Origin of the sequence: Kitasatospora sp. NPDC056273, from assembly GCF_042268845.1 — a bacterium.
Lineage (GTDB): Bacteria > Actinomycetota > Actinomycetes > Streptomycetales > Streptomycetaceae > Kitasatospora.
In genome coordinates this window covers 48,699-68,228 of the sequence record NZ_JBHJSJ010000050.1, presented here as the reverse complement: position 1 = coordinate 68,228, position 19,530 = coordinate 48,699, and the positions used below count along the sequence as shown (strand labels likewise).

Here is a 19,530-nt window from a genome sequence, read left to right as displayed (position 1 = left end):
GGCCTGCACCACGCGGTGCAGGCCGCCGCCCACATGCACAACCTCGCCCGAACCCCGTGAACCAGCAGGCCAGACCACACACCGACCTGCCCACACCCGACCTTCTGCAACAAGCTTTAGCCTGGCCAGCGCGGCGACCGTTTGGGCCAGGCGGACGGGCCCGGCCGATGGCTTTGAACGAGGCAAGTCCGCGCTGATGGCCAGAAGTCACGAATGGAATCGGACACGGACGATGATGGCGTCCTCCGGCAGGTTGTGGAGGTACTGGTCCGCGAAGTCGAAGTACGCGTTGGCCGCGACCGGTTGCTGCGGCGTGGGGGTGTACTCGAAGCGGTCGATCCACCGGCCGTCGATGGTGACCAGGATATTCGTGGTCTGGACCCGTATCGCGGCTCGATGCATGTACTGTTCACGGCTCACGTCGAAGTGCCCGATGGGGTCTGAGTGTTTCGTCCAGGTGGGCGCGTACGGGTCGGACTGCTGCCAGGCGGCAATGGCCTGGATGAGCGGCTGTTTCCTGAACGCCTGGTAGGCCGAGCCGGCAGCGGAGGACCCGGACGGGCTGCGCTCGGTGATTGTCCGGAGGGAGTGGGCCGGTGGGAACCGGGCAGCGAAGGTGAACCAGGCATCCCACTCGGTGGCAGCTGCGACGGCTGCGGCTGTGCGCTCGGTGTCGAGGTCGAGGAGGCCTCGGGGCCCGCCGTCGCAACGGTGTGCGGGCTGTGCCGGGCGTGGGGAGCCGTCCAGCCAGGTGGGATGACGGATCAGTCGCGGGTCGTTCTCATGGCCCAGACGGACGGCAAGGCCATGCTCGCCGTCGCCTCCGTAGACATGCCACCAGTCCCATTCCCCTTGCCAGCGGTTGTCGACCGGCTGGGCCTCGTGCGCGAAGGGGGCGAGGGAGGCAGTGAGAGCGGCCATGACATTCTCGGCAGGGGTCGCCTCCAGGCAGACCGTGGCGATGTCTCTGGGCATACTTTCTCCTTGTACGGAAGCGGCATTGAGGTGGCCGCTGCCCGCCGTCGACGAGGCGGGCAGCGGCCTGAGCGCGGATCAGGTCATCGGACCTTCAGGCATCGGACACTCCCAGCAAACCTCGAAGTAGTCCTTGACCCCTGAGATGAGGATGGACACATCGCCGAGGATGCCGGCTCCATTGAGAATCTTGCCACCGATTCCACCGCCGCGCGATGTCCTGGCGTTTGTCTCAGGATCCAGCACAGTGCCCTTGTTGCGGGTGAGTTGCGGGTCGTCGCTCTTGCGCAGCGTCCCACCTTTCGCCTTCGCTGCGGCCTGCCGCTGTGCAAAGGATAGTGTCGGGGATGAGTCATATTCGAAATCGAAGCCGATCACTCTGACATTCGGATTCTCTTTGTAGGCCTCGGCTACCATCTTGGCCTGTGCTTCGTCCTTGGCAACGAAGACCACGTTGTCGGTCTGCCCGCCCGCTTTCTTTGTGCTCCCCAGCAACTTGTTGTTGATCGTCCCCTTGATGTTGTCCAAATTGTCCTGTGTGCTTCCCGTGGAATCCCAGGTCTCCACATCGACGATCTTTCCGTCTTTCCAGGTGACCTTGAGTATGTCAGCCGTGGTTCCAGCAACCCTGGTCCGTGCACCGGGATCGCCCGGATCGTCCGAATATTCATGCCGTTCAACCAGTTCGCGGGTCTTGATGTCGTCCTGGAAGAGGTACTCCATGCCGTTTCCGAGACAGTCGCTCTTGCCTTCGCCTGCATTGACTAGGTCCTGATTCAGCTTCTTTAGTGCTATTTGCGTATTGGGGGTGTCGCCGTCCTTGGCGACGATGTGTGGGATGCCGTTGCGGTCGTAGATGGTCCGCTGACCGTTGCTCGTAACGTCATCGAACGGCTTTCCGACGTACATGCTCCACGTGCAGCCGTCGCAGTAGTGATCCAGCGGTATCGGCGGCAAGTCCTCGAAGTCGAATCCCCTAAAGACGGGATCGGCCATCAGGCCGCTCGGGTCGCTCTTGGTGGCCGGGCTGTTCGCGGCGTATGCGTAGCCGCCCATCTGGTTGGGGTCGCCGGCCTGGAACACGGGGTCGACAGCGAGGAAGCGCCCCAGGGACGGGTCGTAGTTGCGGGCGCCCAACAGGTTCAGCCCGCTGCCGCTGTCGACAGGCTTGCCGAGGTAGCCGCGATTGTCGGCCCACGAGGTGGGAACGGCCCCGCGGGGGTTGCCGTAGGGATCGAAGGCCCGCCGAGTGATGCTCCTGGTGGCGGAGTCGATCTGCAGGGTCGAAGTCTTCTGGGGGTTGGTCAGTTCGTAGGTGAGGCTCGCGCTGCCGGAGCGGACGGCGACAGTACCGTCGGGGTTGGCGTAGTAGCGCTTGCCGGTGACGGTGGTGCGATCCGGTGACAGAGTGAGCTGTTCGGCACCGCCGAACAGGTAGACGAAGGTGCCCTCGGGGCCGCGCTGGACGAGCAGTTCCCCGTTGGCGTCGTATAGGTACTGCGAGGTGCTGGTGCCCGCCCCGCTCGGGTTGGTGACGGTCTCGGTGAGGCCCTCGGCATTGTAGGTGAAGGTCTGCGTCGCACCAGTGGTGGGCTGGATGCCTGCGGGGCCCCACTTCTGGTTGGGGCCCTGGTTGCAGGTATAGATCATCACCCGTGTACCGGGATTGCTGCTGGCCCACGGGATGTCCACGCACAGGCCGGACGCCGCGGTGAGCAGCGCGCCGTCGGTGCCGATACGCCACTGCTGGCTGGCGTCGGCACTGTCGCACGCCCACAGTTCGAGCTGGGAGCCGGAGACGGTGTTGCCCCCGACCGGACGCAGGCATGCGCCCAATACGCGTACTGTGCCGTCCTGTCCGACGGTCCACTGCTGGGATGCCCCGTCGTGGCAGGCCCAGGTCTGCACCGCCGTACCGTTGTCACTGCGGCCGCCGACGGCGTCGAGGCACAGCGGGGTGGTACCGGTCGCGACGGCGGACGGAAGGGTGGTGGTGGCGGTCGTGGTGCGGCTGGTGGTGTTTCCCTGTGCGTCGTACTGCGGGGTCAGGGTGCTGGTGTAGGACGGGCCGCTTGGCGCGTTGGCGCTGGAGGTCCAGTGCTGGTTGGCCGCGTTGGTGCCGTTGCAGTAGTAGAGCGCCAGCTGGACGCCAAGGTTGCCGTTACTCCCGGGGATGTCCAGGCAGAGCGAGGAGGCGCTGTGTACGAGGGCGCCGTCTGCTCCGTCCTGCCACTTCTGGTTCTCACTGCCGTCGCAAGTGGCGAGCTCGATGCCCCAGCCGACGAGGCCGGCGGCGGACCGCATGCACTTGCCGAGCGCCCGCACAGTGCCGTCGCCGGGCCGGGTCCAGCGCTGGGCCGGAGTTCCGTTGCAGTTGGTTGTCTCGATGGCGGTGCCGTCGGCAGTCAGGCCGTTGCGGACGTCCAGGCACAGCTGCACGCCACCGGCGCCGGGCATGGCCGACGCGACCGTTGTGGTGGGCTGGCCTGTTCGGGAGGTGGCGCTGGTGGTCGCGTTCGGCCTCGCGGCCTGGACAGTGCCGTTGCCCGGGTAGACGCTGGTCTGGGTCACGTCGCGGTAGGTGTCGCCACCGACGTCGTGCCGGACTGTCTGGGTGCGGTCGCCGAGCAGGTTGTACTGGTAGCTCTGCCAGTACGGGGCCGGCCCTCCGAGGGTCACCCAACTCGGGTTGCTGTTGTTGCAGTGGGAGACTTGACCGGCCCCCGGCGCGCTGACGCCCTGGGTGTCGGTCCAGGCCTCCGCCAGACGGTTCAGTCCGTCGTAGCGGAAGCACTGAGTGTCATAGGTCTGGTCCGTGCCCCCGGAGGACTGCAGCTCGGACGCGCTGGTGAGATTGCCGACCTCGTCGTAGCCGTACCTCGTGAAGGAGATCGGATTGGCGTCGGCTTGTTGGAGTTTGACGCTGCTGCTGGTAAGCCGGCCCGTGGTGTCGTCGTACGTACGGGCCGTACGCACCAGCTCCCCGCGCGTTCCGTACTGCGACAGCAAGAGCTGGCCGAGCGGGTTGTAGTCGGCCAAGTTGAGCAGTTTGGTGTTCTCAGTGCCGGAACCGATGACCTCGCCCATCAGGTCACGGGTGAAGCCCAACCTCTCCGCTGGCAGGCCACGGTCTGCATCGAAGCCGTTGCCGGCGAGCAAGCCGAGGTTGTCGGTGTAGTAGGCGTTCTGGGTGTAGTCGCCGGCCAGTTTGCCCTCGGCGGCCGGGATCGTGGTCGTAGTCGATGTGGGCTGGTAGCGGGTGTTGTAGCCGTTGACCTTCTGCACGTACTTGCTGCCGTCGGCGCCGCCGACATAGCGGGTGGAGGAGGTCGGGTAGCCGTTGGCGAACGTGTCGAAGGTGAAGGAGGCAAGAAGCTTGGACCGGTCGCTGGTGTCGGGGCCTTCGTAGCGGCCCGTCAGCCGACCGAGCAGGTCGTAGGTGAAGGAGAGTTGCTTCCCGCGTCCGTCGGTCGCAGTGGTGACGCGGCCGAGGTCATCGTATTTGGTGCTGGAAGTGCCGGCGTCGGGGTCGGTCTGGGAGACACGGTTGCCCTGGACATCGTAGGTGTAGGACCAGGTGTTGCCAGCGTTGTCGGCCACGGAAGCGAGCTTCCCGCGGGGGTCGTAGGCGGACCGGGTGGTGACGTCACCGATGCCGGTGCCCGCGTGGAGAACGGTGGCGGCGGTGCGGCCGAGCGCGTCAGTGAAGACGGTGCTCGGGATGCCGCCGTTGGGCGGGGTGGTGTCGGTCCGCTCGGTCCCAGGGTAGGAGGTGGTGGTCTGCCAGAGCTGGGTGGCCTTGGCGTAGAGCTTGGCGGCGACGACCCGACCGCTGCCGTCGTAGACGGTCCTGGTCTGGGAGGGGACGGTGTTGTCGTCCTCCTCGAAGAGCGTTGTTCCGGGGTCGGTGGTGGGATCCGACCAGAGGGCGGTGGTCTTGCTGACCTTGCCATGGGAGTCGTACCGGGTCGAACCGACGATGCGGCCGTCCGAACCGTTGGCCGGTGTGGCCTGGGTCTGGCGGGGCTCCAGGAACGCGTCGTAGATGGTGATGTCGGCCCGGTAGGTGCCGTTGTCCAGCTGCGTCATCGTGGTGACGCTCGGCGGATTGGCACGGCTGCCGGGGGCTGTGTCCACGCCGTGTATCTCGTAACCGAAGGTTTTGTCCGCCTTCTTTCCGGCGTCCTTGCTGTTGCCGGGCAGCCAGACGGCGGTACGCCGCCCGAGCGAGTCGAAGGTCGAGTCCGTGACCCGACCGTTCGAGTCGATGGACCGGATGACGCCACCGCGGGCTGGCGACACTGTACTCTTCGCGGCCCAGCCCAACGGGTTCGTGGCGACGATCTCGGTCGGCAGTGTTCCTGAGGCCGGCTGGTATGCGGTTGTCTTGACGGCACCCTCGGTGTCCACACTGCGGACGACCCGGCCGTAGGCGTCGTAGGCCTGGGCCACGACGGTCTTGTAGGTGGCGTTGCCCTGGGCGTCGTAACCCTTGATCGACTGGGTGGCGGTCAAGTAGCCAACGGTGTTGCCGTTCTGGCCGAGGACGCCGACCGCGCCGGGGCTGTTCGGGTCCGCGGTGCCGTCGTAGATAAGGAGGCTGTCGCTGATCGTCGTCTCGGCGGAGGGACGGGTGGCACAGGAACCGGCGACGGTGCGCGTACCGCTGGTATAGGAGAGCATCATCGGATTGCTCGCCGGCGGTGACGCGTAACCCGTCTTGGCGCAAGTACGGCCGGAATCCGTAGTGACGTCGGGCTGAGTGTCGACCGTGTCGAGTCGACCGAGGTCGTCGAAGGTGGTGACGGTCCGCCCGGTACGCCAGGTGACCCCGTCGGACAGCAGCGCGCTGGAGCGACCGGCTGCCGACTGGACCCGGCGGGACTCAAGCGCGGGCAGGGTCGCGAGGGTTGAGCCCTTCTTCGCGCTCCAGGCGATCCGGGGGCGGCTCACCATGGTGCGGACCGTGGGGGCATCAGTGAGCTGCTTGCTGAGGACGGTACCGCCAACCTCCGTGTAGGTGGCGATCTCCTGCACGGTTCCGGCCAACCAGTTGCTGTCGACGGTCTCCTCGCCCAGGGAGTTCTTCGGCTTGCTCATCCTGCGGGTCGTCCGGTCAGCGAGGTAGTCGCCGTCCATGCCCTGAAGGTAGGAGGTGGTGATCCTGCTGACCGGGTCCGGAGACGAACCCGTGGTGGTAGTGATCGTGCGGAAGCCGCGGAAGTCGTTCCATGTGCGGTACTGGTCGTCGGTCAGATCGGAGTCGTCGCGGTGCCAGGCCGCTCCCTGGTAGTCGTAGCTCGTCACCCGAGGCGGTGAGTTTGCCTTGGTGGTGTCCGAGACGGTGACCTTTGAGACCAGGCTCTTGTTGAACCAGTCGGCCATCGGTGCGGCGTACCCGGCCGGGGTCCAGTAGACCGGGTAGCAGGCCATCTGGTTGTTGTCCGCCGAGGCCGGAATCCTGTTCTTGGCTCGGTCGCACTCCGGGTCGCGGTAGGTGACCGCGATCGAGGTGCCGGACTCGGTATTGACCCCGATGATGCGAGGCCGGTACAGCGGCGGGGCGCCGGTGCTGGAGCCGTTGACCCGGTTGTCGAGTTCGGCGCCTGCGAAGGTGACCGGGTCGAGCCTGATCTCGGCGCCGCCGGCAGAGGTGTCCTGCGCAGTGTGCTGGACCTTGGACAGCCACATCACCGACTGGAGACCACCGACGTTCTGCTTGTCGGGCGTCTTGCCGGTGACCGGGTCCATGATCCCTCCGGCCTCCGAGAAGACCTGCGCCAGCTCGTACTTGTCCACAGGCTGCCAGCCGCTCTGCGTGCGCAACTCGGTGCGGATCGCGGTGAGGCGCTTGGTGGACCAGAACGTCGGCGAGGTGGGCCGACAGATGTTGGAGCCGGTGCCGCTGGTCGTCCAACCATCTTGGCAGGCCAGGTCGTACGGGACGTCCTTCCAGTTCAAGGCAGTGGAGGCGTTGAGGTTCTCCGGCTTGCATACGTCCGGGGAAGTCACGCATCGCTCGGCAGTGTCGAAGACGACCCGGGCCGAAGGCTCACGCCCGGCGAGCGCGTCGGCGAGCTGGTAACCGTAGGAGACCCTGGTGAGGTAACCGCCCCGCGTGTAGGCGGTCAAGGTGCCGCTCGCCCCGGTGGCCGCTTGGCCGCCTCCCAGTGCGTAGCGGTTCGCCTCGGCCGCCCAGTCGTAGCGCTGGACGTTGCCGTGCGGGTCCACGACGAAGTCGAGGTTGAAGCGCCAGCCGAGCTGCCGGTCGCACTGGGATTCCTTGCCCTTGGCGGCGTTGTAGCAGGGGTCGCCCGCGTTGGGGTGGTAGACGGGCACGCCCCAGGCGCTGTTGGTAGCGCCGTCGGAGGTGGTGCCGGGCGTGTGGCCCAGGCCCAGGTAGTAGGCCGTGCCGTCCGGGACCGTGACCTTGAAATACTCGCCTTGCCACAGGCCGTTCGAGGCACCGGTCAGCCGCTCGATGCGGGTGCCGTCGTCGTTCTGTAGGTGGAACATACCGTTGTCGTCGCGGACTAGTTCGCCGGTGTGAGATCCGAGCGAGATGGTGGCGTTCCAACTTGCCCAGCACTGGTCGCCGGACTTGTCGATGCCGGCGTTCTGGCAGGACTTGTAGGAGCGTTCGATGAAGCCGGGGCTGTAGGCCCAGCCGTCACCGATCCACGAGGCCTGCGAGTTCCGTGCGGAGGTCTCACCGTCAACGGCTTGCGAGTTGTACGACAGCGCCACCCCGGGCGCAGAGCCGGCCAGGGAAGGAGGGGTGGTGATCGGATAACTGTAGGTGAAACCACCCGAGGCGGTCTGCGACCACGCTCCGGAGGCCGACATGTTGGTCGCGGCATAGGAACCCTGGGAGCCGCTTGGGCCGGCTTCTGCGGCGATCGCCATTCCGCCGCCGGAAGTGGAGGCGATCGAGTCGGTTTTCGCGGCTTGCGCCTCCCCCGCCGACGTCTTGGGCGGCGGCGCAGCACCGTCGCCGGGGACGGCAACGGTGCCGGTGATCTTCTTGGCCACCGGGTCGATGGTGGATTCGAGCGGCTGGCGAGTACGGCACTCGGCAAGCTCGGGAGTGGTCAGCGCACACGCGGGCATGGCAACCAGGTGGAGCCGGGAGGCCCAGCCACCGCCGAAGGCATCGGCTACGGCACCATAGTCGAGCGATACGTCAAGGGCAGCAGCATCGTGGCCGCCGTCGGTCCGCTTCAGGCCAACGAGGAGACCGCCGACAGATGCTTTCTCACTCTGCTCCCGGTCGGCGACCTTCACCTCGATCGATGACAGGGCACTGATCCCGGCGTCCTTGCCGGTTGCGGCCTTGGCATCGGGGCCGACCTGCTCCGGGGCCGCCGCGCGAATCCCGACCGGCGTCGATCCGACCTGTACCTCAGGTTCGCTTGTGCCCTTGTCTGAGGCACTGAGCCGGGACTTCAAGTCGACGGTGACCGTGGATCGGCTTGGCCATTTGGTCGGGCTCGGCTTGCTCGTCTTGAGCTCTCGAGCTCCAGTCGGGTGCGGAAACTCCTTGCGGTCCGGCTTACCGTCCGCGTTGTGTCCGCCAACCCGCGGCAGCTGCGGAAGCTGTTCCTTGACCTTCCCCGCCGCCTGCGCCACGAAGGCCGTCTCCGCTCCGGCGAGTGGAACCACCAATGACATGACGGCAGTTAGCGCGACGACGACCAGGGGATATCGCCGCCTGTCACTTTCCCGTGATCGACCCGTGAGCCATCTATTCTCAAGTCGCATACGTATCCTTGCGTTTCCTTCTCTGTCATAGACCTGCGACCTGCACTGACTCATGGTCGGCGCGGGTCGCAGAAGGACGGCAGGAACCGTATTGTCAGCCAGCCTTCGGAAGCAATAGCGTTCAGAGCCAGCGTGGTGGCCGATTTGATGCTCAGTCAGTCGACGATTAGTCGGATACCAAGCTAGAACTGGACAAAGCCCGCTCTCCATGGAGGCCTGTGCGGCACATTGCACGGCCGTCCATGCGAGATTCATCCCGCCTTGAAAGTGATTGACACGCTATGGGGGAATTCCTTCCCGCCTCTCATCTGCGCCGCCGGAGACTGGCCAGATGCCTGGCCGCCGCATGCGCGCTCGGCCTCCTCATCACCGCCCAGGGCATCGCGGTCGCGGACGACCGGCCGCTCGCCGCGCCGCCCGGCCAGTCGATGGCGGATGTCCCGAAGGCTACCGAGCTCACGCCCGGTGGAGACGTTCAGACAGCCCGCCTGACGGCAAAGAAGTCCGGAAAGCCCGTCACAATAGACGAGTTGACCACCGAGACGTCTCTCACGGTCGCCGAACCCAACGGCAAGCTCACCGTCACCAGTCACCTCCAGCCTGCCCGTGTGAAGAAGCCGAACGGTGGGTGGACGGCGGTGGACGCCACGCTCGTCCGCAACGCGGACGGGACGTACTCGCCGGGTGCCACGCCGTCCGGAGTCGCTCTGTCCGGCGGTGGCCGAAGCCCCTTGGCCACGCTCACCGGCAAGGACGGGCGCAGCTTCGCGCTGACGTTCCCGGCCACCCTGCCCGAGCCCACCATTTCCGGAAGTGCGGCCACCTACACCGAGGTCATGCCCGGGGTCGACCTGCGCGTCACGGTCACGGACCAGGGTGCCGTACGTGAGGTGCTGGTCGTCAGGGACGCTAAGGCGGCTGCCAATCCAGCCCTGAGGACCATCACGCTCGGCACCGGCACCAAGGGCGGCTTGTCGGTCTCCGCCGATGCTGAGGGAAATGTGACCGCCGCGGGTAAGGATGGCAAAGCCGCCTTCCGGGCCCAGGCCCCACTGATGTGGGACTCCGCCGCCACCGCGCCGGTGGAGACGGCCGATGCGTCGTCGGCTCCGGTGACGCCCCCAGCTCCCTCCGCCAAGGACGCAAAGGCTGGGACCTCCCCGGACGCCGCTGACACCCAGCAGGCCAGCCAAATCGATTCCTCACCCGAGGGCCCCGGCCGCGGCGCCCACATCAAGCCGATCGGCGTCGAGGCCCAGGAGGGCAGTCTCACCCTGACCCCGGACGCGGACCTGCTCGGTGGCAAGGAGACCGTCTGGCCGCTGTTCATCGACCCGACGTTCCAGCCCGCCCCGACCATGGGCACCAGCCACTTCGCCCAGGTCATGGAAGGCTGCGCCGGCACCCCCGCCTACGACATCGCCCAGGACAACGGCCAGGGCGCCGGTTTCCAGCACTACAAGACCAACTGCTACGGCATGGAACGCTCGTACTACGAGTTCGGCACCGGCGCCCTGACCCCGCAGATGTACATCGACCACGCCCAGGCTTACTTCGCCGAGACCTACGCCGCTGCCTGGGACTGCAACGCCACCGCGCCGGTCACCCTCAAGTGGACCTGGGGCATCGACACCGGCATCACATGGAACAGTCAGCCCGGCGTGCGCCAGGAGGGTGAGACCAAGTGGGTCAAGAGCTCGTACGGCTCATGCGGCTGGCACAACGTCGACTTCGATGTCACCGGCGCGATCCGGCAGGTCGTCCAGGACGGCCAACCCCTGACGGTCGCCCTCTTCGGTGACGAGAGCCGCTCCACCAGCATCGACCACTTCATGCGGTTCAACACCAACCCGTACGTCATCGCTACGTACGACCTGCCGCCGAACACCCCCGATGCGAACTACACCAGCCCCATGCCGCGGAACCCCGACGGCTATGCCTGCGGTGGCGGCCAGCCCGGCTGGATCGGGAGTACCACGCCGCTGGGCAACGGCGCCGCCGACATCACCCTGCACGCTTGGAGCCGCACGGTAATGCCGGGTACCAACATCATGATTAAGTTCCACGTCTGGGACAACATGGTGGCGGATACCAACGGCAGTCCCACCACCTACTCCTGGGTGGACAGCCAGACCATCAACGGCGCAGGCTGGGGCGAAGCCAACATCGGCGGCCCGGTCCACGACGGTCACCAGTACGGCTGGAACGCATGGGCCACCGACGGGCTGCTCAACAGCGGGGAAAGCCTTCACTGCCACTTCAACGTCGATCTGAGCGCGCCTGACCCCGCGTACATCGCGCCGTCCACCGTCTTCCCGCCGATCGGCAGCGGCATCAAGCCCAGTGGCCACGCCGGTGACCAGACTTCCACCATCCGTGTCAGCAGCATCGACCCGGTCCCGGGCGGCTGCACCCTCAACAGCTGCGTCGCCAGCGGCGTGCGCGAGTTCCAGTACAGCCTGGACGACAACATCCCGCCGACCGGCTACAAGTCCCAGCCCGTCGCCGGCGTGGACGCCAAGGGCAACGCCTACGCGGACATCCCGATCAACCTCAACCCCGACCAGTGGGGCAGCCACCGCCTGTACGTCCGGGCCACGGACAACGCGGGCAACACCCAGCCCCAGGCCGCGACCTACGACTTCTACGCGCCGTGGAACCCGGCCACCAAGGTCGTCGCCGGCGACGTGACCGCGGACAGTACGCCCGACTACCTGGTGCCCGCCTCCGACGGATCGCTGACCCTGCTCCCCGGTAACGCCGACTTCACCGCGCTGCCCGGGACCGCCTCGCCCATGGCAGGAAGCCCCGAGAAGGACAGCTGGAACAACTATCTGATCGCCCACCGCGGGTCGCTCGTCGAGAACAGCGTCGACGACCTGATCGCCTTCGACAAGGCCACCAAGCACCTCTACGTCTACACCAACGACGCCGCCCGCGGCGGCGCCCCTGGGCACTTCTCCAACCGCGCCGGTATCGCGCAGGTCGCCACCAGCACCGGTCTGTGCACTTTCGGCATCGACGGCACTTGGAACCACCTCGACCAGATGACCGCGTTCAGTGAGACACCCAACAGCAAGGGCAAGCCGAACCTGGTTACCATCGAGAGCGGCCACCTGCGCTACTACACTGGCACCCCCCAGGCCAACTGCCGGTTCGCCGAAGGCATCGAGATCGGCGCCGATAATGAGGAATGGAGCGGCTTCACCTTGCTGTCGCCCGGTGTCATCGCCGGTGTGCCGACGTTGTGGGTGCGCGACAGCGTCACCGGTGCGATCAGTACCATTCCGATGCCGCTGACCAACGGCAGACCCGCAGCCAAGTCCTTGCACGCGCCAGCTGGCCGGAACCTGGTCTCCGGCCTCAAGAACGCCGCCGGCGGCAGCATGTGCGCCGACATCAAGGACGGTCGTACCGACAACGTCACCGATGCCCAGCTGGTGGACTGCAACACCAACCCGGGACAGGTGTTTACCTACGCCACGGACGGCACCCTGCACGTGCTCGGCAAGTGCCTCGACATCACCAATGGATTGACCGACAACGGCGCGCCGGTCAATCTGTACGGCTGCCACAGCGGCGCCGCCCAGAAGTGGGTCCCTGGTCCCTACCCAGGCACCCTGCAGAACCCCAACTCCGGCCGCTGCCTTACCGTCCCTAGTGGGAGCAACGTGCCGGGCACCCATCTGATCATCTCGGACTGCCTCGACAACAGCAGCCAGTACTGGCAGGCGCCCACCGCCACCGCGGCCCTCGTCGGAGGCTTCAGCTCGGCCACGTACCCTGTGGTCGACTCTCCCGGTGACATCAACGGTGACGGGTACCCCGACCTGATCATCACCGACAACAACCACAGCCTCGTCCAGTACCTGGGCACCGCACCCGAGGCTGGCCTGCCGCGCTTCGGTGACATCCGCGTCCTGGACACGCCGAAGCCCGCCTCGTACAACATCAACTCCGCCGCCAACCCCAACCGTTGCCTTGACAACTCTGGCGCGAGCAACGGCACCAACCTTCGCTTCTACGACTGCTGGGCCGGCGCCAATCAGAAGTTCACCTTCGGCTCCGACGGCACCCTGCGCACCAGCGGACGCTGCGTCGCCACCAAGAACAACGCCACCAGCTCCGGTACCCAGGTCGTGATCACCGACTGCGTCGGGGCCACCGGTCAGGTCTGGACCCTGCGCGCCGACGGCAGCATCTATAATCCGACCGCCGACCGCTGCCTCGCCCTCCCCGGCGCAATCGACGCCAACGGAACAGTCCTAGCCATCGGGGAGTGTCTCCCTGATCATGCCAACCAGCGTTGGACCATGTACCCGAACAACACCTGACCCCCCACCCTGGGGCCCGCGATGCATCCGGCATTGCGGGCCCCACCCGCGTTTTCTGGGGCCGCCGATCTCCCCGACCGCAGAGCCCTTGCGGTCTGCCCGGCTGATGGAAGTGCAACAACAGATTCGACCGGGTCAGCCGACCGGTCTCCTACGCCTTGCTCGTGTCCCTCGCGACGCCCGAGACCGACCTCTACACCGCCGGGTCAGCGGCGGAAGCCGCGCCCCGGGTTGCGGGCTTGGACGTTGTCGAAGGCGTGAACCAGGCAGCGGGGCGCATGTCGCCGATGCCCATGGCCTGGTTGGCCATGTCGTCGGGGTCTTCGATCCCGTCCAGGTGCGCGCTGAAGAGCATCAGGATGTCGGTGCCCTGGAAGAGGAGGTCGACGCAGGCATTCCAGTCGTAGTCATCGCCGTGGTGGGGCACCGACCGGGCGCCGTGCCGCAGGCCCGCAGTGGCCCCTGCCCTGGGGGTTCCCTGGCCCGGTGACTACTCGAAGGCGGCCGAGTGGCTCGGCCCGGACGCCGGACCTTCGGCGAGGACGGTGTCCGCTTCGCTGAGTATGCGGCGGCGTTCGGCCAGGACGTTGTCGAACGCGGTGGTGTTCTGCTGGATCAGGGTGCGTTGGATGGCGGTCTCGGCTTCGTTCCAGATCCGGACGAGCTGGGTCTGTTGTTTGCAGGCGACGTCGGTGAGGGCGGTCGTCCGCTCTTCGTCGGTGGGTAGTTCGGAGGGCCAGGTGCCGGTCTGCAGCGGTGTCGCGTAGTCGTGGCCGGCCTGCTTCATGCACCGGGACCACGCGGCGACGGCGGCCACGACCTCCGGGTTCTTCGTCGATTGCTCGAAGGACTCCTGGTTGACCGACCGGACCAGGTAGGCGTCTCCGGGGTAGCTGGTGGTGCCGGTGATCCGGCGCGCGGCGGATTCCTGGCAGCCCTGCGGGCCGGTGAGCGCGTTCAGCTGGTCAGGGGAGAGCCGTACCTGTGCCGGGTCCGGGTGGGCGGGCAGGTGGTAGCCGGTGGTGCGGGCCCCGGAGGCGCTGGTGAGTCCGTAGCGCCGTTCGTACCGGCCCAGCACGGGGGTCGGGGCGGTGGCCGGGGCGGGTGGTCGGACTCCGGCGTTACGCAGGCAGTCGGCGACCAGTCGGTCCAGGGCGGTGTGCAGTCGGGCGTTGTCGGCGGGTGGGAGGAAGTACGGGTCCAGGGGCAGGGAGATGACGGTGGGGTCGTCGGCGGGGTCGGGCGCGGTCTTGGTGCTGTCGGCGGAGGTGCCTGCCGGGCCGGGTGGCGTTCCCCTGGTAGAGGTCGGTGCGGTGCCGGTGGTGGTCCCGCTGTTCGTGGAGCAGGAGGCGAGCAGCAGAAGGCAGGTGGTGACGGCCGCGAGCGGGGCGGTGAGCCGTGGTGTGTCCATGGTGTCGAGGGCCTCGTGTCTCCGGTCGGCCGGGCCGTCCGAGGAGTCGGACGGCCCGGCCAGGTCCTGCTGGGATGCTGAACGGAAAATCGAACTTCAGCCGGGCAGGCGGCAGCGTCCGTTGCGCGGAGCGGAACGGACGAACTCGTGAGCGGGTTCCGTCAGGCAGTGGGGGCGAGGGTGACCTGGTGGCCGAGGGCTTGGAGCTGGCGGACGAGGTCGCGGGTTCGGCGGGCGCTGTTCAGGTGGCGTTGGTGCCAGTCCGCGCCGAGGTCCTGGTAGCGGGCGTCGGGGTCGTTGATCAGGTGCCAGGCTATGACGAGGATCGAGCGGGCGACGGCGACCAGCGCCTTGGCGTGGCCCCGGCGTTTGACGATCCGGCGGTAGCGCGAGCCGAGGAAGCTGTCCGTGCGGGCAGCGGCGTTGGCGGCTTCGCCGAGGGCGCCCTTGAGCCAGGGGTTGCCGCGACCGGCCGGGCCGGTGGTGTTCTTCGTCCCGGACTGGATGGTTCTGGGGCAGAGCTTGGCCCAGGAGACCAGGTGCTCCGGGCTGGGGAAGCGGTTCATGTCCAGGCCGATCTCGGCGAGGATGATGTGCGCGGTGGTGGCTCCGACTCCGGGGACGGCGTCGAGGCGCTCGACCAGTTCGGGCCCGGGGCGTCCGACAGCGGTGGTCGGCGCGTCGTCGTGTTCGGCAGCGGCGGCCGGGCCGGCCAGCTCGTTGAGAAGCATGGTGATGTGCCGGTCGAGTTCGCTGATCTGGCGGGTGAAGTGGTCGACGGTCTCCAGCAGGATCCGCAGGAGACGACTGTGGTGCTCCTCGAACTGCCCGGTCAGTGCCTCGACAAGGAGTTCGCGCTTGTTGACCAGGCTGCCTCTGGCCAGCTCCGCGAGCGCGCGCGGGTTGCGCTCGCCGGCGACCAGGGCGTCGAGCATCGCCCGGCCCGAGACGCCGAAGAGGTCGGAGACCACGCTGGAGAGCTTGATCTGGGCGTCTTCGAGGGCCTTCTCGACGCGGTGCTTGTGGCGGGTGCGGTCCTGGGTGAACGCGGTGCGGGTGCGGGTGAGGTCCCGCAGTTGGCGAACCGGCTTGGGCGGCACGAACGAGGCGCGGACCATGCCGCGTTCGGCGAGCTTGGCCAGCCAGACCGCGTCGAGCTTGTCGGTCTTCGGGCGTCCTGGGACGTTCTTCACCTCGCGAGCATTGACCAGCCAGCACTCCAGGCCGCGGGCCTCCAAGAGGTAGAAGAACGGCTTCCAGTAGTTGCCGGTCGCCTCCATCACCACCCGCTGCACGCCTTGGCAGAGCAGCCGGTCGCCGAGTTCCAGGACCGCGTTGGTGGTCGAGGCCACCGTCCAGACCTGCTGCACCCGCCGACCCTCGCGGTCCTCGTGCGGCAGGCGCATGCAGACCACGCCGGACGCCTTCGCGATGTCGATCGCCGCGACCCGCGCCACCGCCCCGTCGGCCTGTTCTTCTCTCGTCTCCTCCACCGGTTGTCCTCCCTTGCTGTCGTGCTCCAGAGCGGGGGCCACCCGGGGGGCCTGAGGGAGGCGGAGAAGCTGAACGGCGTGCTCAAGGCGACAGTGCGTGGTCCCTCGGGCGGCCCCCTCACCAGACTCCTATGCGGACTCGAAGCCCAAACATCATGCGGCGTCAGCGGATGGCCCCCGCACCGATTTTCACGCGGGCAAGGCGTCATCCGCAGGTGAACGGCTGACTCCTATAGACGTCAAGCCGCAGGAGCGAGGTCGGTTTGTGTGACGTGTTGTGCTGGTGTGTTGGTCAGTGCGCGGTAGACCTCGCGTGCGACGAAGCGTTTGAGGCACCGGGTGATGTCCTTCTTTGACATGCCTTCTTTGGTGCGTCGGGCGACGTAGGCGCGGGTGCGCTCGTCGTAGCGCATGCGGACCAGCACGATGGTGTGCAGGGCGTTGTTGGCGGCCCGGTCGCCGCCGCGGTTGAGGCGGTGGCGGTGGGTGCGGCCGGAGGAGGCTGGTATCGGTGCGACTCCGGCCAGGTGCGCGAACGCCACCTCGGAGCGCATCCGTTCGGGATTGTCGCCGGCCGAGGCCAGGAGCTGGCCGGCGGTCTCGGAGCCGATCCCGAACAGGGCGAGGAGCTGCGGGGCGGCCTGCTTGGCCAGCGGGCCGATCTCGGCGTCGAGCTCGGTGATCTCGTCGTTGAGCGCCTGGTGGCGGCGGGCCAGTCGCCGCAGGGCGGCCTTGGTCGCGGCCAGCGGCGCGGACAGGTCCGTGCCGGGCCTCAGCCTGGCGAGCGTATGGATCAGCGCAGCCCGCTCCAGACCCGCGACCTGCTCGCGCAACACGGCCGGTGCGGACACGATCAGGCCGCGGATCTGGTTCATCGCCTGGGTGCGGGCCTTGAACGCGCTGCGGCGTGCACATCGCAGCACCCAAACGGCCTCGACCACGCCGTCGCGGCTCTTGGGGACACCGACGGCGCGGCCGGACACCGCTGTGGCGGCCGCGTAGGCGTCGATCGGGTCGGACTTCCCACGCAGGCGGCGCACCTTGCGGTCCGGCCGGTCCACATCGACGACCCTGACGCCGGCGGCGGTCAGCACGCGCGCGAGCTCGGCGCCGTAGGCGCCAGTGCCCTCCACCCCGACCGCGGCCAGGGTGCCGTGCGAGCGTATCCAGTCCAGCAGGTCCCGGTAGCCGTGGACGGTGGCCGGGAACTCCCGGTCGGCCAGGTGCCGGCCCAGCGGGTCGATCACCGCCGCGTGGTGGGTCAGCCCGTGGGTGTCGACTCCGCCTGTGATCTGCGGGCCGTCGTACATCATGCTGGTCATGTCCGTCCTTGCTGCTTGTCCGAGCCGGGGGCGGCACGCGCCGGTCGGGCGGGTGGACAAGACAGTGACGGGGCCTCTGGCCAGGCTCCTATAAGGTCACAGACGCCCGTCCGGCCGCGTGCGTGGTGACGCCACCGATGAGCCGACAAATCCCAAACAGGACAGTCGAGACGTCAGTCAGCCGAGGGGTCAGACCCACCAACGGCGTCACCACGAACATCATCACTGTCAGCCGTAGACGTAGAACGAGGCGTTTTCGTTCTTCGTCCGCACCAGGTTGATGTTGCCGCAGGCCGGAACGTCGTCCGAGGGCCCGCTCCAGCCGCTGTTGTAGTACACCCTGACGTAGCCGTAGCAGTTGCCGGGGAACTGGTAGGTGGCGGAGGCCGCGTTGTTCTTCACCGCGACGCCCTGTCCGTTGCCGGGGCCCTGGAACGCGCCGGCGTAGGCGAGGTCTTCGAAGCCCTTGAAGCCGGTGAGCAGGTCCCAGCCGGCCACCGAGCCGGACTGGTTGCTGTTGTACCAGAAGCAGAAGGCCCGGGCGCCGCGGCAGTTCCCGTTGTTCGGTGCGGCCTGCGCGGCGGGCGTCACCGCCAGCGTCGCGGTGGCCACCGTCCCCGCCAGCAGCAGGGTCGTGAGGATGCGTCGTGTCTTCATGTTCTTCCTCCTGGTGTCTGCATTCCGGGCCGGGAAGGTCCCGGCCCGACTGCGTGTCGATGCCATGTCCGTTTCGGTGGTGCTGGGCCTTTGGGTCCTGTCCTGGGGGAGCGCTTCGCAACGGGGCCGCTGCAGAACGGCCGTGCCACGGAGTCCTGAGGTTCTCCGATGTCGCATGCCGTGGCCATGGCCCGGGGGTGCGGGGCGCCGAGCGCCGTGGCCGTCGCTCGAACGCGAGCGCGGCGGGTGCTGCCGGAGAGTCAGCCGCCGGCCCGGGGACGGGGGACCAGCGCGAACCGCGCGGCTTCCCGACCCCGGCCGGGCAGAGGAGTCTCAGTGCCAGCCGGTGCAGGGACCGTTGCCGGAGATGCAGGCGCGCGCGCTGCCCGATCCGTCGACCATGTCGCCGTAGCCGGTGGAGCCGATCGCGTTCCAGAACTGGATGTCGGAGCTGTTCTCCACCCAGAACAGCTGTCCGTTCGAGGCACCGGAGATCCTCGCCCAGTTCGCCTTGCACGAGGAGCTGTAGCGGAGTTCGATCGTGCCGTAGGCGGAACTCACCGATTCCACGGTGTAGGCGTCCGCGTTGCAGCCCATCTGGATGGGGTCCCGTCCGCTGCAGGAGGACGCGTAGCAGCCGGCGGTGACCTGGGACGTGGCGGCGGACGCGGCGGGGACGGCGAACCCGGTCAACGCCGTGGTGGCCGCGGCGAGACCGAACAGGATCCCGGTCAACCGGTTCATGCGCTTCATGGGACGTTCCTTCCTGAGGAGAGAAGATCGGCGTTGCCCGGCGGGCAGTACCGTCCGCTGTCGGCGCGACGGTCCTGGAGCCGGTGCGGAACGCGACCTCCTGATGGTGTGGAGCCGGCCTCTTCCTTGGCCGGTCAGTTCCAGGCGGTGCATGCGATGTTGGTGCCCCACCTCGGGTTGCCCCACGGGTCGTTGTCATCCCCCCATGAAGCGCCGCACGCCCGCACCCAGTTGCCCGGCCCGTCATAGACGCTGGCAGTCTCCCGATGTGACTGCCCGCCGACGGTACTCAGGTTCTGGGCCTGCCACGGCCAGTGCCCGTTTCCCGCAGTCTGCGAGACGTCCAGGTACAGCCCGTCCCAGGCATAGTTCAGGTAGGCCTCCGCGTACGCTCGGTCGTGGCCGTCGGAGCCGCTGAACACGTGCATACGCACATCGTTCACCTCTCCGCCCGCGTACGGCGTCCAATGCGCCCACGGCGTTACCCACGACGAGGCCAGGCCCTGCTGCTCAGCGCCGGAGCGCAGCCCCTCGGCAGCCTCAGGGGAGATCTCCTGCACCGCACCGACCACGTGGTAGCGGCCGGAATGCGCGGTCTTCTCGCCTGGCGCCGCATGGGCCGCTCCCGCTGCAGGAAGCACCAGCAGTACCGCTGCCGCCGTGGCCGTGGACAATCGCTTCGCCTTCAGCGTCGGGGTGAGTGCGACCGTTGCGGCACGGATCTTGGCCAATCGCATGGCTGTCTCCTGTCGGTGCGAAACAGAGGGGTGAGGGACGTTGCCCGGCTCGGAATCTCCGCCGCACGTGTACCGCAGCCCACGCGG

At 67.6% G+C, this 19,530-nt stretch carries 10 protein-coding genes; 1 reads left to right on the top strand and 9 read right to left on the bottom strand.

The window, feature by feature from the left end:
* Positions 1-207 precede the first annotated feature (207 nt).
* Positions 208-975 (bottom strand): hypothetical protein, encoded by a 768-nt coding sequence (locus tag ACFCY1_RS32495; RefSeq protein ID WP_375876897.1) that lies wholly within the window; start codon positions 973-975, stop codon positions 208-210.
* A gap of 78 nt (positions 976-1,053) precedes the next feature.
* Positions 1,054-8,646: a ricin-type beta-trefoil lectin domain protein gene (locus tag ACFCY1_RS32490; protein WP_375876896.1), complete on the bottom strand. Its 7,593-nt coding sequence runs from the start codon at positions 8,644-8,646 to the stop codon at positions 1,054-1,056.
* Positions 8,647-9,017: 371 nt separating this feature from the next.
* On the opposite strand from ACFCY1_RS32490, the gene ACFCY1_RS32485 reads away from it, so the two are divergent.
* Complete coding sequence (locus ACFCY1_RS32485; protein WP_375876895.1) at positions 9,018-13,070, top strand: ricin-type beta-trefoil lectin domain protein; 4,053 nt, start codon at positions 9,018-9,020, stop codon at positions 13,068-13,070.
* Between the two features lie 193 nt (positions 13,071-13,263).
* Here ACFCY1_RS32485 and ACFCY1_RS32480 read toward each other — a convergent pair whose 3' ends face one another.
* The 7 genes from ACFCY1_RS32480 to ACFCY1_RS32450 all read right to left on the bottom strand — a co-directional run bounded on the left by ACFCY1_RS32480 (position 13,264) and on the right by ACFCY1_RS32450 (position 19,443).
* On the bottom strand, positions 13,264-13,497 hold the full coding sequence (locus ACFCY1_RS32480) for a hypothetical protein (protein ID WP_375876894.1): 234 nt from the start codon (positions 13,495-13,497) through the stop codon (positions 13,264-13,266).
* A 63-nt stretch (positions 13,498-13,560) separates the two neighbouring features.
* Positions 13,561-14,481, bottom strand: coding sequence for a hypothetical protein (locus ACFCY1_RS32475; protein WP_375876893.1), 921 nt, complete (start codon positions 14,479-14,481; stop codon positions 13,561-13,563).
* A gap of 161 nt (positions 14,482-14,642) precedes the next feature.
* Positions 14,643-15,974: an IS110 family transposase gene (locus tag ACFCY1_RS32470; protein ID WP_117486982.1), complete on the bottom strand. Its 1,332-nt coding sequence runs from the start codon at positions 15,972-15,974 to the stop codon at positions 14,643-14,645.
* Positions 15,975-16,213: 239 nt separating this feature from the next.
* Positions 16,214-17,296 (bottom strand): IS110 family transposase, encoded by a 1,083-nt coding sequence (locus ACFCY1_RS32465; protein WP_375876892.1) that lies wholly within the window; start codon positions 17,294-17,296, stop codon positions 16,214-16,216.
* A 228-nt stretch (positions 17,297-17,524) separates the two neighbouring features.
* Complete coding sequence (locus tag ACFCY1_RS32460; protein WP_375876891.1) at positions 17,525-17,953, bottom strand: hypothetical protein; 429 nt, start codon at positions 17,951-17,953, stop codon at positions 17,525-17,527.
* A 333-nt stretch (positions 17,954-18,286) separates the two neighbouring features.
* The gene (locus ACFCY1_RS32455) at positions 18,287-18,706 is read right to left on the bottom strand and encodes a DUF2690 domain-containing protein (protein WP_375876890.1); all 420 of its coding nucleotides are present in this window, start codon (positions 18,704-18,706) and stop codon (positions 18,287-18,289) included.
* A 134-nt stretch (positions 18,707-18,840) separates the two neighbouring features.
* Positions 18,841-19,443 (bottom strand): hypothetical protein, encoded by a 603-nt coding sequence (locus ACFCY1_RS32450; protein WP_375876889.1) that lies wholly within the window; start codon positions 19,441-19,443, stop codon positions 18,841-18,843.
* Between the last annotated feature and the right edge of the window lie 87 nt (positions 19,444-19,530).

What these genes read in the sequence shown, in the direction of transcription:
- ACFCY1_RS32490 (WP_375876896.1), bottom strand. Translation starts at nt 8,646, where the DNA reads ATGTCATTGGTGGTTCCACTCGCCGGAGCGGAGACGGCCTTCGTGGCG.
- ACFCY1_RS32495 (WP_375876897.1), bottom strand. Translation starts at nt 975, where the DNA reads ATGCCCAGAGACATCGCCACGGTCTGCCTGGAGGCGACCCCTGCCGAG.
- ACFCY1_RS32485 (WP_375876895.1), top strand. Translation starts at nt 9,018, where the DNA reads ATGGGGGAATTCCTTCCCGCCTCTCATCTGCGCCGCCGGAGACTGGCC.
- ACFCY1_RS32455 (WP_375876890.1), bottom strand. Translation starts at nt 18,706, where the DNA reads ATGAAGCGCATGAACCGGTTGACCGGGATCCTGTTCGGTCTCGCCGCG.
- ACFCY1_RS32475 (WP_375876893.1), bottom strand. Translation starts at nt 14,481, where the DNA reads ATGGACACACCACGGCTCACCGCCCCGCTCGCGGCCGTCACCACCTGC.
- ACFCY1_RS32460 (WP_375876891.1), bottom strand. Translation starts at nt 17,953, where the DNA reads ATGAAGACACGACGCATCCTCACGACCCTGCTGCTGGCGGGGACGGTG.
- ACFCY1_RS32450 (WP_375876889.1), bottom strand. Translation starts at nt 19,443, where the DNA reads ATGCGATTGGCCAAGATCCGTGCCGCAACGGTCGCACTCACCCCGACG.
- ACFCY1_RS32465 (WP_375876892.1), bottom strand. Translation starts at nt 17,296, where the DNA reads ATGACCAGCATGATGTACGACGGCCCGCAGATCACAGGCGGAGTCGAC.